A 15,880-nucleotide genomic window follows, 5' to 3' on the forward strand; every position below is an offset into this window, starting at 1 on the left:
TTAACGTTGCTCTTTCATCGCCGCGCATCCGGCTTTTTAACCGCTAACAGTAACGATGAGCAGCCAGTCATCCAGGAAGGGTTGTGCGCCAGCTCAATAATGATGGAGCCGCCCATCCAGCCTGGCAGGCGGAACTCGATAGAGGCAATTGAATTATACTAGGCTTGTGTCTATAAGCCTCTGAGCGGCTTGAGCGTTGCATGGAGGCAAGGAAGCAAAAGACGCAAGACCTTGGATATAGTAATAAAACCAAATGAATAACCTGTTTTATTATTTATTTACTTTAAATAGTATAAAAATATGTAAAATAACTACACAAACCGTGCCGTTTCTATCATGCAGAGGTCATTATGCCGAGCCCAACACCTGCTACGTTAAACCCTACCGTTGCCAAGGTTACTCAACGTATCCGTGAACGTTCTCGGCAGCGGCGTGCGCTCTACGAAGCGCATATGGCGGACCAACATAAGCAAGGCGTTCATCGTGGCGAGCTTTCCTGCGGGAATCTGGCGCACGGCTTTGCCGGCTGCGATGTGCCTGTCGACAAGGGCCGACTCAAGCTAACCAATAGCGCCAACGTGGGCATCGTATCGTCCTATAACGATATGCTTTCTGCTCACCGGCCTTTTGAAGACTACCCTGCGGTTATTAAAGAAGCCGCGCGGGGCATGGGCTCAACCGCCCAGTTCGCAGGCGGCGTACCCGCCATGTGCGACGGCGTGACCCAAGGGCAGCCCGGCATGGAGCTGTCGCTGTTCTCCCGCGATGTGATTGCCATGGCGACGGCGGTCGCACTTTCTCACAACATGTTTGATGCAACGCTGTACTTGGGTATCTGCGATAAAATTGTGCCGGGGCTATTTATTGGCGCCGCACGCTTTGGCCATCTACCGGCCATGTTTGTGCCTGGCGGCCCCATGACCACCGGCCTTCCTAATGACGAAAAAGCCCGCGTTCGCCAGCTTTATGCGGAGGGCAAGGTTGGCCGAGACGAGCTGCTGGAATCCGAATCCCAGTCCTATCATAGCCCTGGCACCTGCACGTTTTACGGTACCGCCAATTCCAACCAGTTAATGATGGAAATGATGGGGCTCCATCTGCCCGGTGCCTCCTTTGTTAACCCCGGCACCCCGCTGCGTGAAGCGCTCACCCGCTACGCCACTGAACAGGCCATTCGCAATACCGAACAAAGCGGCAACTACCGCCCGTTCTATAAGCAAATTGATGAGCGAGCAATTGTTAACGCAATTGTCGGCCTACTGGCCTCCGGCGGCTCAACCAACCACACGCTGCACCTGGTGGCCATGGCAGCCGCGGCGGGCATTACCATTAACTGGGACGACTTCACCGAGCTTTCCGCTGTGGTACCCAGCATGACCCGCATTTACCCCAACGGCCAGGCGGATGTTAACCACTTCCAGGCGGCGGGCGGTATGAGTCTGCTGATTCGTGAATTGCTCCAAGCGGGTCTTATGCATGGAGACATTCCTACCGTTTTTGGTACGGACATGACCGCCTACACGCAAGAGCCTTTCCTTGAAGATGGCAAACTCACTTGGCGCGAAGGCCCTGAATCCAGCCTCGATTCAGAGGTACTCCGTCCGGTCAGCAATCCTTTCTCGCCAACTGGCGGACTTACCGTACTCGACGGCAATCTGGGCCGCGGCGTGATTAAAATTTCCGCAGTGAAGCAGGCACACCGCATCGTTGAGGCGCCTGTTCAGCTATTTGATGATCAAAACCAGGTAAAAGCGGCGTTTGAATCGGGTCAGTTGGATCGCGATGTCATCGTAGTGGTGCGCTTCCAGGGCCCTAAAGCCAATGGCATGCCCGAACTGCACAAGCTCACGCCGTTTTTAGGCGTGTTACAAGACCGTGGCTTTAAAGTGGCCTTGGTGACCGACGGCCGTATGTCGGGCGCTTCAGGCAAAGTGCCTGCCGCTATCCATGTCACGCCTGAAGCCATTGACCGCGGCCCTCTATCCAAACTGCAGGATGGTGACATTGTGCGCTTGGATGCCGAAACCGGCGAACTTAACGTACTGATGGATGCCGCCACGTTTGATGCCAGACCGTGCGCGCAGGCCAATCTTGAGCAGAACCACTTTGGTATGGGTCGCGAGCTTTTCGGTGGCTTCCGCCACTTGGCCACCAAAGCCGAAGCAGGCGCAGGCGTGTTTGGCGGCTTTGAAGCTGACGTTCTTTCCCGAGAGCTGGAAAAAATAGAGCAGGAGGACCAATGAGCCGACCTGCTCTCATTGGCGACATCGGGGGAGAAAACGCCCCAACACATTCTCAACCTACCCTGCGCCGACTACCCGGGGGTGGTGGAAGCCGCCCAGGACTATTTGAGCCAAGTGGGCGCGACCGGCAGTAACGCGCCTACTGAGGCCTGCTTAGCGTTTGCCTGCCCGGTGCATGCCGAGCAGGTCAAAATGACCAACAACCACTGGCAGTTTTTAAAAAGCGAGGTTCAGCAGACGCTGAACCTTTCGCTGTTTAAAGTTATTAATGATTTCACCGCTCAGGCATTGGGCATCCCCCACGTGCCAGATCACGACCTGGTGGAAGTGAAGCCCGGCACGCCTCAAGCACATGCAGCGCACCTGGTAATTGGCCCGGGCACGGGGCTGGGCGTGGCGGGCGTTTTCCCTGGCCTGCACGCATGGATTCCGCTGCCCACCGAAGGCGGCCATGTTACGTTTGCCCCCACCGATATTCGAGAGCGTGAACTGCTGGATGAGCTACACAAGCACTACCCGCGCGTCAGCGTAGAGCGCCTATTGTGTGGCCAGGGCATTGTTGACCTGTATACGGCTGACTGCGCCCTTGAGGGCATAGCGCCAGCGTTTACCACTGCTGCCGAGGTGACTCAGGCTGCCCAGCAGGGTGATGAAATAGCCAGCCGCACGCTGCTGCGGTTTCTAAAAATCCTGGGGGATGTGTGTGGCGACGCAACACTGACGATGGGCGCTCGTGGGGGCGTTTATCTATGTGGCGGTATTGTTCCACGCCTACTGGACTGGCTGCCCAACAGCGAGCTACATACGGCCTTTATCAATAAAGGGCGTATGCACACCTATAATGCGGATATTCCTATCTGGGTCGTTACTCACCCATGGACAGGCCTGCTAGGCGCTGCCGAAGCGCTACATAACGAAGAAGTGTTTTAACGCGCAGGGCGGCAGCAACCTCAAAACAACAAGGACAACCCATGATTTCTGTTATTGCGTTTGGCGAAGCGCTGGTGGATATGCTTTCAAGTCGCTTAGGCGATGCTAACGACCGCCAGGAAACCTTTACTCCTTATGCTGGCGGTGCGCCCGCTAATGTTGCCGTCGCTTGTGCTCGGCTTGGGGTGCCTAGTCACTTTTTAGGTATGGTCGGCGATGACACATTTGGCCATTTTTTGATTCGGGAACTGAATAGCCACGGTGTTAATACCGATGGCGTTATGCGGACTAAAATGGCCCGTACGGCACTCGCGTTTGTCTCCCGAGATGCCCTCGGCGAACGCACCTTTGACTTCTACCGCCCACCGGCCGCTGACCTGCTCTATCGCATTCACCATTTGCCCCAAGGAGTATTTGAAACGCCAGCCATCGTGCATCTGTGCAGCAATAGCCTAACCGATCCTGACATTGCCGAAACCACCCTCGCCTTGGCAAACATGGCCAAGCAGTCTGGCTGTCTGGTGAGCGTTGACGCCAATCTGCGACATAATTTGTGGGCAGATGCCGCCGCCGATATTGGCCTGGTGATGCAGCTTTTAGACACTGCCGAGCTGCTCAAGATATCGCTTGAGGAGCTGGATTACCTGCGCGGCGAGCAGTCCCAGGACACCTGGCTTAACCAGCGTTTGGCCGCAGGCGTCAACGTCATTTTGATTACTGACGGCCCTAACGATGTGGTGCTTAAAAGTGCTGCCATGGCACAGCACATTGCGCCGCCCAGTGTACAAGCGGTGGACACGACAGCGGGTGGCGATGCGTTTATTGGTGGCCTGCTGGCAGAGCTTTCTCGCCACGGTATTGCCCCAGGTTGGCACGAGGATAACGCCTTCTTAAGCGCTGCCGTGGAGACTGCCTGCCGCTGCGGGGCTCATGCCATTACTCGGCCTGGCGCGTACGCCGCGCTACCCACTCAGGATGATATTGCCGCACTACGGGCGCGTTAAAAGCGATTTCCAAGACTCGTCCTTTTAAAACGGTACTTTACAAACAGTCCTTTTAAAAAAGGCCCCCCTAAAACCAACTTTCGTCTGGTTGTTAAAATGTCTGACATTTAATATGCTCACGCTATTACCGTCATTCATAGAGACATTCCATGACGCTGGATACCCTGCCCGCCCACCACGGTGGCGCTGAACACTTGGCACGCTTACTGGCCAGGGCGCTATTAACCGGCCACTGGCAGCCCGGTGACGTCTTTCCCAAGGAGCTGGATATCGGCAAGCACTTTGCCGTCAGCCGCAATCAGGTACGCAATGCATTGGCAAGCCTAACGGCCGCCGGGCTTATAGAGCGCACGGCGGGCCGGGGCACGCTGGTTCGTGAAATGAGTGAATGGCACCTGCTTGACCCATTGATGAGCGAATGGATGACGGGGCTCGTCAACCTGGACCCTCAGCTCGTGCGCGCAATTTACGCTTTTCGATTCTCAGCAGAGCCCACGGTTGCGAGATTGGCGGCCCAAGCGGCCACCGGTGATGACATTACACGTCTGGAAGCGGCGTTTGAAGGTATGCGCTGTTCGGCAGGCAATCCTGACGCGCGCGCCCAGCACATTGAGTTCGATGTTGCCTTTCACGATGTGATCTACCAAGCGACACATAACCTGGTGTGGCGGCAAATGGGCCATTTATTACGCCCTTCAATCATGGCGCTGGTATATCGCTCGCAACACGATATTAAAACACTCGACGACAGTTTGACCCGGCACCGCCACGTACTGGATGCGATTAAAGCCGGCGACATTAACGCGGCCGACACCGCTGCGCGCGAGGTATTGCGGCGCACCGCTATCGACCTGGGCATCGTCTAGCTGGGCTGAAACCAACTTCTGCAATAACGTTTGCCGTACCCACTCGGCTAACCGTGAGGATTACATCGTATGAAAATTACGCGTCTTAAAACATGGCAAGTCCCTCCCCGCTGGCTGTTTCTTAAAATCGAAACCGATGAAGGCTGTTATGGCTGGGGCGAGCCGGTCATCGAAGGCCGTGCCGCAACGGTAGAAGCGGCTGTTCACGAACTTTCCGACTACCTGATTGGCCAGGACCCTCATCGGATCGAACACCTTTGGAACACGCTCTATCGTGCCGGGTTTTATCGCGGCGGCCCCATTTTGATGAGCGCTATTGCGGGTATTGACCAGGCACTGTGGGATCTTAAAGGGCGTGATTTGGGTGTTCCCGTTCACCAACTCTTGGGGGGAGCGGTGCGCGATAAAATGCGCATGTATGCCTGGACCGGGGGCGACCGCCCAAGCGATGTGGGCGCTGGTGCCAAGGCACTGGTCGAAAAAGGCTTTACCGCGTTCAAGATGAACGGCACGCCCGAAATGCAAATCGTCGACTCTCATCGCAAGGTCGATGAAGCCGTGGCCCGAGTGCGTGAGGCGCGCGAGGCCGTTGGGCCGGATGTGGGTATCGGTATCGACTTTCATGGCCGCGTCCATCGCCCCATGGCCAAAGCATTACTGCGTGAGCTTGAGCCTTACCATCCCATGTTTGTTGAAGAGCCCGTTGCACCGGAACACTTGCCTTGCTTGAAAGATATTGCGGGCGGGTTGAGCTACCCCTTGGCGACCGGCGAACGCTTACATACCCGCTTTCAGTTCCGCGATCTGCTGGCCGATGGCATGATCGACATTATCCAGCCGGATATTTCCCACTGTGGCGGCATTAGCGAAGGGCTGAAAATCGCCACCCTCGCCTCTGCCTACGATGTGGCTCTGGCGCCCCACTGCCCGCTTGGGCCGTTAACCCTGGCCGCTTCACTTCAGCTGGATGCTGTCTGCCATAACGCCTTCATTCAAGAACAAAGCATGGGGATTCACTACAACCAGGGCAATGACGTGCTGGACTACCTGGTAGACAAAACAGCCCTAAGTATCACCGACGGTTTTTGCGCTATCCCCCAAGGCCCCGGCCTGGGCGTAGAAATTGATGAAGCCTATGTTGAAGAGCGCGCCAAAACAGGCCACCGCTGGCGCAACCCGGTATGGACGCACGACGACGGCTCTATCGCTGAGTGGTAAGCCCTGCTTTCTTAATCGTGGAGAACCTTATTCGTGGGGAGATATCGTCACATGCGTACCGATTCTGATGCGTTACCGCAAACGCTCGCCTGGATCGCGGTAGACTGGGGCTCAAGCAACCTGCGTGCTTGGGGGCTCGATAAGCAAGACCAGGTGATCGCCAACGCCAGCAGCGATAAGGGCATGCTTTCGCTCACGCCAAATGAATACGAGGCTGAACTGTTGCGCCTGGTGGGCGATTGGCTACCTGCTAACGGCCACATAGCGGTAATGGTGTGCGGCATGGCAGGTGCTCGACAAGGCTGGCTGGAAGCCGCTTACCTGCCGGTGCCTATCTCGCTTGACCAGCTTAGCCATGGCGCGGTGATGCCTCGGCTGGTAGGTGGCCAGCTGCGTGTACATCTGCTGCCCGGCCTGAGCCAAACCCACAGCGCGGCTCAGCATTTTGATGTCATGCGCGGAGAAGAGACCCAGCTTGCTGGCCTGGCGGCCGAAGCGCCCGATTTTTCAGGTCGGGTCTGCCTGCCGGGCACCCACTCCAAATGGGCGAGCATTGAGTCAGGCGCGGTAACACAGTTCACCACCTATCTAACAGGCGAGCTTTATCAGCTACTGGCGAATCAGTCGGTTCTAAAGCACTCCATTGGCAGCGATGCGCTAAACGAGCCCGCCTGCCGTGATGCGTTCATCGCCGCCGTCAGCGAGATAAGCGCAGCCCCAGAGACATTTAGCAGCCGCCTGTTCGGCCTGCGGGCGCAGGATTTACTGGATAGCCGCCTGCCCATGGGTAACACCCGGGCAAGCGTGCTCTCGGCACGGCTTTCTGGCCTTGCGATTGGCCTTGAGCTAGCGGGCGCCTGCCAATCATTATCCACCGATGAAACGGTTACCTTGATTGGTAATCCAGCGCTTTGTCATCGTTATCACTTGGCCCTTAACGCGCTCGGCTTTCAGACCCATCACGTTGAGGGCGACACCGCCGTACTGGCAGGTCTTCGACTCGCCCACCAGGCGCTAACAAATAATGCAGAGAGAGCTCTATGACGTTACCCCTGATCGGAATTTTGCGAGGCGTAACGCCCGATGACGTTATCGACGTTGCTGATGCGGTGCTTAACGCAGGCATCACCCAGATTGAAGTGCCGCTTAACTCGCCGGAGCCACTAGAGAGCATTCGCCGCTTAGTTAACGCCTTTGGCGAGCAGGCGGTCATTGGCGCGGGCACCGTGCTTACCCCCGCACAAGTCCGAGACGTTCATGCCGCTGGAGGGCGTTTAATTGTCTCGCCTAATTGTCGTCCCAGCGTGATTGAAGAAACGCATCGTCTTAAGATGGCGAGCTGGCCAGGCATTGTTACCCCTTCCGAAGCATTCGATGCACTTGACGCTGGCGCGACAGGGCTTAAGCTTTTTCCTGCCGTCCAAGTCGGGCTGGAAGGTATGAAAGCCGTACGCGCTGTACTGCCTGAAGGCACTCGTTTGTACGCCGTAGGCGGTGTTGGTATCGATAATTTCGCCGCTTGGCGAGCAGCCGGTGTAGATGGTGCTGGCCTGGGCAGCGCACTTTATAAACCCGGGCAAAATGCCAAGGCGGTTGCCCAACAGGCGATTGCGTTAGTTAACGCCTGGAAAAAAGCCGGAGAAAAATAATGTCATTACCCACATGGCAGGCAACTGTCGCAGTAGATAGTGGTTGCCTGATTGGAGAAGGCCCGCAGTGGCAAGCCAGCAGCGGACGGCTTTACTGGTGCGATATTATTGGCAAGCGCTTGCACTGGCTCTCTCACACCAGCCAGCAGCATGATCATGTAGCGCTAGACGATATGGTTTCTCTGGCCGCGCCGCTTGAGGATAGCCGCCTGCTACTAGTGGGTGAGCGCTCATTGAGCCACTTCGACCCTGAAAGCGGCAACATTACCCACTTTGCCGATGTTGAAGCCGATAACCCTGTTACGCGCAGCAATGACGCACGTGTGGACAGGCATGGCAGCCTGTGGTTTTCAAGCATGGGAAAACAGGCTGAGCACCAGGCGGGCAGCCTCTACCGACTGCATCGCGGCAAGCTAAGCCAGCTGCGTACCGGGCTTAGCATTCCTAATGCGCTGTGCTTTTCACCCGATGGCACCACCGCTTACTTTACGGATACACCAACCGGCGTTGTGATGCGCTGGGCGCTGGATGACCAAGGCTGGCCGCTCGGAGAACCCGAGCCTTTTGCGGATTTTTCCGGTCATATTGGCAGCCCCGACGGCGCCGTGATGGATAACCAGGGCTGCCTATGGCTAGCGCTTTGGGGTGCTGGTGAGGTTGTGCGCTTAAACACTGACGGTGAGATTATTGGCCGAGTGCATCTATCAGCCAGCCAACCCTCTTGCCCGGTGTTTGCAGGCCCAGAGCTTAAAACGCTGTATATCACGACGGCTCAAGAGGGTTTCACTTCAGAGCAGCTTGCTAAAGAGCCGAACGCTGGCGCGCTATTTTCCGTGCAAATCGACATAGCCGGGCTCGCCGAACCGCCGCTACGGCTTGCATAAACCCAACAATAGCCGCTAAAACGACAAGGCCCCGCTAGTTGATACTAACGGGGCCTTTCTGTTACTGGGCTATTGATGACAGCGCTATTGCTAACAGGGCTAGCTTTCAGCGCCTAATCGACAATTATCCAGCAAAGCTTATATAAATAATGATCACTAAAATGATCAGCGCGACACCTGAGGGTAGTGCACCTTTCCAGGGCGTTAGATCAACACCGCCGACATGCTCCTGTACCCAGTCCGTTTCGCGCGGACGTAGCTTGCCAACAATCAGCATCATCACCACTAACAAGGCAAACACCAATGCGACGAAGTGGAACTCATTCATAATCTCAGGCAAGAGATTAAATGGCGGCACAAAGTAACCAGCAGCGATCAATAAACAGCCGCCCACCAGCGTTATTTTGGCGGCCATGGGAGGTACCCGTTTGGTCAGTAGCCCCACCAGCACAACAGCCAGAATAGGAATAAAGTAAATGGCGTTCATCTTCTGCAGGTAGCCGAATAGACTATCCTGCCCGGCCAGAAGTGGCGCGATAATCATGGTAATAATCGCCATGATCCAACCAAAGATCTTGCCCGATTTAACAACCTCCTGCTCAGTAGCGTCTTTATTCAGCACGCCTTTATAAATACCCAAGCTGAAAATGGTGGTGGTACTGTTAAGCGCGGAGTTAAACGAGGACAGAATCGCCCCGACCATAACCGCCGCAAAGAAACCCGTTAAATAAGGCGGTAGAACGTTAAACACCAAGTGCCCATAGGCTTCATCAGCCTGCACACCCTGATCAGCATACAGGTTATAGGCAATAATACCTGGTAGCACGAGATACAACGGGCCAAGCAGTTTAAAAAGCCCTGTCAGCAGCACGCCCTTTTGGCCTTCGGCCAGGTTTTTGGCGGCAAGCGTTCGCTGGATAATCTGCTGATTCGTGCTCCAATAAAACAAGTTAATCAGAAAGACCCCGGTAAACAGCGTGAAGAACGGCACCTGCTGCTCTGAGCCACCAATCGAGTTGAGCTTATCCGGGTCGCTCTGCTTAAGAATGCTCCAGCCTTCCATGATGCCCGTACCGCCACTCACCGCTTGAAGGCCAAAATAGACGACCACAAAACCGCCCACTAACAGCCCAATACCGTTCAGCGTGTCGGAAACGGCAACCGTACGTAGCCCGCCAAACAGGGCATAGATCGCACCAATAATGCCCACGATCCATACGGTTAGCCAAAGCAGTGTGCTTGATGACTGAATACCGGTTAGTCCTTGCAGGTCCAGCATCCCCTGCAAGCCAATCGCACCAGAATAGAGAATGATCGGCAGCAAAATAACGGCATAGGCAATAAGGAAAATAACGTTGGTGATCAGCTGGGTGCCTTTATCAAAGCGGATTTCCAGCAATTGCGGCAGTGTAGTAATACCGCTTTTTAAAAAGCGCGGCAGGAAAAACAGCGCCAGCGCGACCAACGCGATAACTGCAACGACTTCCCATGCCATAACGCTTAGCCCATCGGCAAACGCAGCCCCGTTTAGGCCTACCATCTGCTCAGTAGAGAGGTTGGTCATTAGCAACGAACCCGCAATCAGCGGGAAGGTCAGCGAGCGCCCTGCCAGGAAATAACCAGTGGTACTGGAGTGATCATCCCGGCGTGTGATACGCCACGTAATAAAAGCGACCAGCCCTGTAAAAAACAGGAAAGACGCCAGGGTCAGCATATGCATGTTGGCTTGCTCCATTATTTAGTCATCGTATTGTACATGCGCAGTGCGAATAAATGTCTGACATATCTCCGCAGAGATTCTAACGGAGCGGTGGATTAACGTTTATCCCCCTTTGGTCTTACCTAACGTGTTATTTTGCATAAAAAAACCGGGCAACATGACGTTGCCCGGCGGTAGAACAGGAAGACCTTTAGAAATCGCCTAGACCTGTGGATAGCCCTTGAAATAGTCTTTGCAATAGCTCTTGAAATAGCCTTGGGCGCACAAATCCAGGCGCTCCATTAATGATGAAAACGTTCGGCGGCTTCCTGAGCCAATTTGCGAATGCCTTCCCAATCTTCGGCTTCAACCAACCTGGCGGGCGTGAGCCAGGAGCCACCTACGCACATGACGTTGGGCAGTGACAGGTAGGATGCCGCATTCTCGACCGTGATGCCGCCCGTGGGGCAGAATTTCGCGCCAGGGATCGGAGCACCAAAGGCCTTGAGTGCTTTAACGCCACCGCTGGACTCCGCCGGGAAGAACTTGAAGCGGCGATAACCGAACTGCCAGCCGGTCATCAGCTCTGATATGGTCGAAACACCCGGCAGCATGGGTACTGAGCTTTCGATACCGTAACGATAAAGTGCCTCGGTCGTGCCCGGCGTTACGACAAAATCAGCACCTACTTCTTCGGCCTGGCGATATTGAGCAGGGGTGAGTACGGTACCCACACCAATGCTTGCTCCGGGTAACGCTTCACGCATGCGCTTAATGGCTTCCAGCGCACAGTCGGTACGCAAGGTGACTTCGAGAACTGTTAAACCACCCTCTACCAGGGCCTTTCCAAGCGGCACGGCATCTTCAAGGCGGTCAATGGTGATCACCGGAATCACTTCCGCTTTAAGGCAAATGCTGTCAAGTTCAGCGGTGCGCGTTGAAGGTAACTGTTTATCTATCGACATCGTAAGTCTCCGGAAATCTATTATTAATTGATTGTTAAGGTGCCCAGTAAATAGCCAAGGGGCATGACAAAAAGGCACGTATTGGCAGTTGCCGCACATCATCGCCGTTCAAGGCATTGGCCAGTACGGCACGCTTATCGTCACCGGTAATATGTAAAATATGCCGATGTGCCTGGTGTAGCCGGGACGCTGAAAAGGTAATCCGCGGCTGTGGTTGACTAGGGGTTCTCACCGCCACCAACGGCTCATCCGTAGAAAGCGCTAACCCGAGTTCCTGGCTATCCGGGAACAGCGAGGCTGTATGGCCATCCCCGCCCATACCAAGTATCACCACACTGGCTGGCCAGCTAAGCGATGCGGTCTGTTCGGCTACCGCCACGACGCCCTCTTCCGGCGTTGAAGCTTCTGCGGTTAGGGGCACGAAACGCGCCGCGGCGGCAGCGCCTTGCAGCAGGTTTTCACGCACCAGCCTGGCGTTGCTGTCGCTGCTTTGTTCATCCACCCAGCGCTCATCTGCCAGCATGATATCGATACGCGACCAGGCTAGCGGCTTGGCAGCCAGGGCTTTAAAAAAAGGCACCGGGGTCGAGCCACCGGACACGACCAGAAGCACGCGCTCCTGGCGGTCTAGATCTTCACTCAAGGCCTGCGCGACCGCTTCGGCTAGCTGTTCCGCCAGCTTTTGACGTTGTTGACTCATGTTAATAATCCTCGTACCAGCTGCGACCATCCTGGGTAATCATCGCAATGGAGGCAACCGGCCCCCAGGAGCCCGCCGGATAACGCCGCGGTGGGGTCTCACGACTCTGCCAACCGGCAATTAACTGATCGCACCAGCGCCAAGCGTGCTCCACCTCATCACGGCGTACAAACAGATACTGTTGGCCTTTCATGACTTCAAGCAAGAGGCGCTCATAAGCATCGGGAATACGTGATTTAGGGAAGGCACTATTAAAATCAAGATGTAAGGGCCCTGGGCGCAAACGCATGCCTTTATCCAGGCCACTATCTTTGGTAAGTACTTGTAGGGCAATCCCCTCTTCCGGCTGAAGGCGAATAATTAACTTGTTGGAAGCAATATCGCGCTGGTCCGGATCAAAGATATAGTGCGGCTGCTGGCGGAAATGGATCACAATTTGCGACAGCTTTTCGGGCATCCGCTTACCGGTGCGAAGATAAAAAGGCACACCCGCCCAACGCCAGTTAGACACCTCGGTTTTCATCGCAACAAAGGTTTCCGTCTGGCTCTGGGTATTAGCGCCCTCTTCCTCCAGGTAACCAGGCACCGCTTGGCCATCGCTGGTGCCAGCAATATATTGCCCGCGTACCACATCGCGCCCTAACGCCTCCCCTGTAAAAGGTTTCAGCGCTTTCAACACTTTTACCTTTTCATCACGAATGGCATCCGCATCCAGGTTAGAGGGCGGGTCCATGGCGATCAGACATAACAGCTGCAGCAGGTGGTTCTGCACCATGTCTCGCAGTTGGCCTGCATCATCAAAATAGCCCCAACGCCCCTCAATACCGACCTTTTCGGCCACGGTAATCTCAACGTGGGAAATATGATTCTGGTTCCACTGAGTGCCGAAGAGCGGATTGGCAAAGCGCAGCGCAATCAGGTTCTGAACCGTTTCTTTACCCAAGTAGTGGTCAATGCGGTATACCCGTGACTCAGGAAATACGGCACCAATGGCATTGTTGATCTGTTCAGACGATGCCAGATCGTAGCCAATTGGTTTTTCAACAACAACGCGGGAGTCTTCGTCCAGACTTCCACTGGCTTGAAGATGGTGGCAAATATCGCCATAAATACGCGCGGCAACAGAAAGGTACACCACCATCGGTTGTTTTGAGCCTTCTCGCCATTCGCGAATGGCTTCAAAGCCCTCTGCTGTTGAAAAGTCGAGCTGACGATAATCCAGACGATTTAGAAAGCGCTCAAAGCTTGAGTCCTCTAGCTCGCTGCTTTTGAGCCGTTTACGCAATGCGCCGCCAACCAGTTGCCTGAACGACGCCACATCATGCTCCTGACGCGCCAGCCCCATAATGCGGGTGCTTTCAGGCATCAGGCCTTCACGGTCAAGATGATATAAAGCAGGAAACAGCTTGCGCATGGCGAGGTCGCCCAACGCCCCGAAAAGCGCTAGATCAATGGCATGGTCACGTTCACCTAATGGGGCGCCTGGGGAGGCATATGACTGGCTCATCTCTGCTCCTATTTATTATCCACGACCGTCTACGTGGTTAGATTACCTAAAATCTATCTAAAAAAAGGCATCATGCGCAATATTTAATGTAATTTTACTACAATAAAATATTTTTGGAGCGGTTCGACGCGCTTTTATTTCGCTATAAACACACTCTACGTGCTTGATAGCACCTGCCGCTACCACTGGATACCCCCACTGATGCCGCCACCCGATGGAGAATGAACTCTAAAGCCCGGGGCGCTTGGGCTGGGTTTGATCGCCGCCCTGTCGGGTGCTGTTATCGCGGTGGCTCACGCGAGGCCGGGGCTTGGAGATGCTGCCCAATAATTGATAGGTAGCGGCATGCTGATGGGCGCATGCTTTCGCCGGAGCCCCATCACGCAGTTCTTATTAAATCTCCACTGCCCGGCCAATGAACTCGATAGGGCCGGTGGGCAGGCCTGTTGCCGAGCCTGTTTCTTCTTCCAGGGTTAGCTCGAACAGCTGATTATCTTGAAGAGGCGGCAGCTCGTTCAGATTGACGTTAATGGGCTCACCCGGGGTTACCAAACCCAATGATACCGGTGCTTGCCAATCGTCCGCTTTGGTCCAAAACTCCAGCGCCTTACCTTCTGGTACTTCAAACGTGCCCAGCGGTATCAGTTGAATGCTTTGCCGTGTGGAAGCTTGAACCACCCAGCCAGCCGACTGATTTTGCGGCGCCATGAGCACCACCATGTATTCGGGAGTTGTTGGTACTGGGGTATCAGTGGCGAGCAAAACGCCCATCACCAATGCCGCCGCAAGCCCAAGCCCGGCAGCACCACGCCAAACAGGCAAACTGTTGATCACTGACCTGCGTGGGTACGGGTCATGCCATACACTCCCGCAGGCGAAGCAGGCTGCGCTTAATCCAGGCTTTCACCGTGCCGAGTGGCGCACCCGTGTGGGCGGCAATTTCCGCATGGCTTAGGCCGTCCACATAGGCGTGGAGTACGCAGTTGCGCCGTTCTGTTTCAAGCTGTTCGAGGCATTCATCCATGCGCTGGCCTGTTTGCCAGTCATAGGCCTCCTCAGCAGGTGACGCCAGTTGGAACGCTTCATCATACTCCCACTCGGCGGGGTCATTATGATCGACATTGGTTTCACGCCCCCGGTAGCGAATCGCGTTAAGGGCAAGATGCCGTGCGATACTAAAAATCCATGTCTGGGGCGACCCCTTGGTAGGGTCAAAGCTATCGGCACGCTGCCAGATATTCAGGCAGGCATCGTGGACAATATCTTCGGCCATGCCACGATCCTTGACGATTCGAATCACAACTCCTAATAGTGCGGCGCCCTCGTGCAAATAGAGCTGGTGAAGAGCGTCCTGGTCACCGCGGGCACAACGTGCAAGCACGGCAACATGGTCAAATTCGCTGGTTACGTCTGTCACACCTGGGCTCCCTGGTGACGCGTCAATTCCACTTGTCGCACATCCAGACAGCATAGCCGCCAAGGGCATAACAAACGAGCCCTTGGCGTAACTTGAATTAACCTGTTACTGCTTATTCAGCCTTCCAGAAAACATAGTCAGCCTGGTAAGTAACGACTGCAGTAGCGCCGTCGTGGTCGCTATTACAAGCAACATCTGGCGCCACGCCACCTTCAGTATTCAAGCGCTGGATGTAGCTAACATCCTTCATCGCGCCTTCACCTTCAGCAGGGTTGGCCTCTACCAGTTGTAGAGGAATATTGTCGTCACCGTTGGGTGCGGTCGCTAATTGGGTGCCAGTGATTTTAGAGCCATCCAGTGCTTCCCATGTAGCGGGGGGGCCGTAGTAGCTACCTACCTGGCTACCATCGGTAGCATTTAGCGCGGCATGAGGACCTTTAAAGACCCACGCCATATCGCCGGAATCATTGGTTTCACACATATAGGTAATCGCGCCCACACCTATAGTTTCAAGTGCTACGGTATTACCGTCCGGAACCTGGACATCCGCTGGCGTTTCGGCCAAAGCGGCATGACTGAAGGATGCGATCAGCGCTGCGCCTAGTGCGGTACGCGTGAAATGATGAATGGTCATTTTCAGTCTCCTTGAGGATTATTATCAACCGCCGTAAATGGTGGCTGTATAGGGGATACACGCGAGAAGACGTTTTGGATGCAGTCCTATTAAAAAAAAGATTCTTTTTATTAAAAATAAAGGCCGAAAATAAATTTTCGGCCTTTAAATCAAACATTAACAGC

General features: G+C 54.9%; 15 protein-coding genes. 8 read left to right on the plus strand and 7 right to left on the minus strand.

Features of this window, described 5'->3' with window-relative positions; all coding sequences use genetic code 11:
* Positions 1 to 350: 350 nt before the first annotated feature.
* The 8 genes from edd to ACT3TC_RS14705 all read left to right on the plus strand — a co-directional run bounded on the left by edd (position 351) and on the right by ACT3TC_RS14705 (position 8,794).
* Complete coding sequence (edd, locus tag ACT3TC_RS14670; RefSeq protein ID WP_444640563.1) at positions 351 to 2,243, plus strand: phosphogluconate dehydratase; 1,893 nt, start codon at positions 351 to 353, stop codon at positions 2,241 to 2,243.
* Between the two features lie 15 nt (positions 2,244 to 2,258).
* Positions 2,259 to 3,173: a glucokinase gene (glk, locus tag ACT3TC_RS14675; RefSeq protein WP_444640565.1), complete on the plus strand. Its 915-nt coding sequence runs from the start codon at positions 2,259 to 2,261 to the stop codon at positions 3,171 to 3,173.
* Between the two features lie 41 nt (positions 3,174 to 3,214).
* On the plus strand, positions 3,215 to 4,177 hold the full coding sequence (locus ACT3TC_RS14680) for a carbohydrate kinase family protein (RefSeq protein ID WP_444640567.1): 963 nt from the start codon (positions 3,215 to 3,217) through the stop codon (positions 4,175 to 4,177).
* Between the two features lie 149 nt (positions 4,178 to 4,326).
* A complete protein-coding gene (locus ACT3TC_RS14685) occupies positions 4,327 to 5,043 on the plus strand; it encodes a FadR/GntR family transcriptional regulator (protein WP_441679278.1) in 717 nt (238 codons plus the stop codon).
* Between the two features lie 69 nt (positions 5,044 to 5,112).
* Positions 5,113 to 6,261: a galactonate dehydratase gene (gene dgoD / locus ACT3TC_RS14690; protein WP_193055084.1), complete on the plus strand. Its 1,149-nt coding sequence runs from the start codon at positions 5,113 to 5,115 to the stop codon at positions 6,259 to 6,261.
* 51 nt (positions 6,262 to 6,312) lie between these two features.
* Positions 6,313 to 7,305 carry a 2-dehydro-3-deoxygalactonokinase gene (locus ACT3TC_RS14695; protein WP_444640569.1) on the plus strand — a complete coding sequence of 331 codons (993 nt, stop codon included), beginning with the start codon at positions 6,313 to 6,315 and terminating at the stop codon, positions 7,303 to 7,305.
* On the plus strand, positions 7,302 to 7,910 hold the full coding sequence (locus ACT3TC_RS14700; protein WP_444640571.1) for a 2-dehydro-3-deoxy-6-phosphogalactonate aldolase: 609 nt from the start codon (positions 7,302 to 7,304) through the stop codon (positions 7,908 to 7,910). Before ACT3TC_RS14695 ends, ACT3TC_RS14700 begins: the two co-directional genes overlap by 4 nt.
* The gene (locus tag ACT3TC_RS14705; protein WP_444640573.1) at positions 7,910 to 8,794 is read left to right on the plus strand and encodes an SMP-30/gluconolactonase/LRE family protein; all 885 of its coding nucleotides are present in this window, start codon (positions 7,910 to 7,912) and stop codon (positions 8,792 to 8,794) included. The genes ACT3TC_RS14700 and ACT3TC_RS14705 overlap by 1 nt, the downstream gene beginning before the upstream one ends.
* Before the next feature lie 124 nt (positions 8,795 to 8,918).
* Here the strand turns inward: ACT3TC_RS14705 and ACT3TC_RS14710 are convergent, their stop codons facing one another.
* From ACT3TC_RS14710 to ACT3TC_RS14740, 7 genes are all read right to left on the minus strand, one after another.
* Positions 8,919 to 10,514 (minus strand): solute:sodium symporter family transporter, encoded by a 1,596-nt coding sequence (locus ACT3TC_RS14710; RefSeq protein WP_444640575.1) that lies wholly within the window; start codon positions 10,512 to 10,514, stop codon positions 8,919 to 8,921.
* Positions 10,515 to 10,795: 281 nt separating this feature from the next.
* Positions 10,796 to 11,458, minus strand: a complete 663-nt coding sequence (locus tag ACT3TC_RS14715) for a bifunctional 4-hydroxy-2-oxoglutarate aldolase/2-dehydro-3-deoxy-phosphogluconate aldolase (protein ID WP_172118281.1) — start codon at positions 11,456 to 11,458, stop codon at positions 10,796 to 10,798.
* A 34-nt stretch (positions 11,459 to 11,492) separates the two neighbouring features.
* A complete protein-coding gene (gene pgl / locus ACT3TC_RS14720; protein WP_444640577.1) occupies positions 11,493 to 12,158 on the minus strand; it encodes a 6-phosphogluconolactonase in 666 nt (221 codons plus the stop codon).
* Between the two features lies 1 nt (position 12,159).
* Positions 12,160 to 13,665 carry a glucose-6-phosphate dehydrogenase gene (gene zwf, locus ACT3TC_RS14725; RefSeq protein ID WP_172118283.1) on the minus strand — a complete coding sequence of 502 codons (1,506 nt, stop codon included), beginning with the start codon at positions 13,663 to 13,665 and terminating at the stop codon, positions 12,160 to 12,162.
* Positions 13,666 to 14,058: 393 nt separating this feature from the next.
* Entirely contained in the window at positions 14,059 to 14,499 is a 441-nt protein-coding gene (locus ACT3TC_RS14730) for an anti-sigma factor (protein WP_444640579.1), read from the minus strand.
* 19 nt (positions 14,500 to 14,518) lie between these two features.
* Positions 14,519 to 15,082 carry a sigma-70 family RNA polymerase sigma factor gene (locus ACT3TC_RS14735; protein ID WP_444640581.1) on the minus strand — a complete coding sequence of 188 codons (564 nt, stop codon included), beginning with the start codon at positions 15,080 to 15,082 and terminating at the stop codon, positions 14,519 to 14,521.
* Positions 15,083 to 15,194: 112 nt separating this feature from the next.
* Complete coding sequence (locus ACT3TC_RS14740; RefSeq protein WP_444640583.1) at positions 15,195 to 15,716, minus strand: DUF3455 domain-containing protein; 522 nt, start codon at positions 15,714 to 15,716, stop codon at positions 15,195 to 15,197.
* Positions 15,717 to 15,880 lie beyond the last annotated feature (164 nt).

The organism is Halomonas sp. AOP27-A1-41 (genome assembly GCF_052378605.1).
Lineage (GTDB): Bacteria > Pseudomonadota > Gammaproteobacteria > Pseudomonadales > Halomonadaceae > Vreelandella > Vreelandella citrativorans.

Coding starts and splice junctions, on each gene's coding strand:
- ACT3TC_RS14715 (WP_172118281.1), bottom strand. CDS start 11,458: ATGTCGATAGATAAACAGTTACCTTCAACGCGCACCGCTGAACTTGAC.
- ACT3TC_RS14700 (WP_444640571.1), top strand. CDS start 7,302: ATGACGTTACCCCTGATCGGAATTTTGCGAGGCGTAACGCCCGATGAC.
- ACT3TC_RS14695 (WP_444640569.1), top strand. CDS start 6,313: ATGCGTACCGATTCTGATGCGTTACCGCAAACGCTCGCCTGGATCGCG.
- ACT3TC_RS14685 (WP_441679278.1), top strand. CDS start 4,327: ATGACGCTGGATACCCTGCCCGCCCACCACGGTGGCGCTGAACACTTG.
- ACT3TC_RS14710 (WP_444640575.1), bottom strand. CDS start 10,514: ATGCATATGCTGACCCTGGCGTCTTTCCTGTTTTTTACAGGGCTGGTC.
- zwf (WP_172118283.1), bottom strand. CDS start 13,665: ATGAGCCAGTCATATGCCTCCCCAGGCGCCCCATTAGGTGAACGTGAC.
- dgoD (WP_193055084.1), top strand. CDS start 5,113: ATGAAAATTACGCGTCTTAAAACATGGCAAGTCCCTCCCCGCTGGCTG.
- pgl (WP_444640577.1), bottom strand. CDS start 12,158: ATGAGTCAACAACGTCAAAAGCTGGCGGAACAGCTAGCCGAAGCGGTC.
- ACT3TC_RS14705 (WP_444640573.1), top strand. CDS start 7,910: ATGTCATTACCCACATGGCAGGCAACTGTCGCAGTAGATAGTGGTTGC.
- ACT3TC_RS14740 (WP_444640583.1), bottom strand. CDS start 15,716: ATGACCATTCATCATTTCACGCGTACCGCACTAGGCGCAGCGCTGATC.
- ACT3TC_RS14680 (WP_444640567.1), top strand. CDS start 3,215: ATGATTTCTGTTATTGCGTTTGGCGAAGCGCTGGTGGATATGCTTTCA.
- edd (WP_444640563.1), top strand. CDS start 351: ATGCCGAGCCCAACACCTGCTACGTTAAACCCTACCGTTGCCAAGGTT.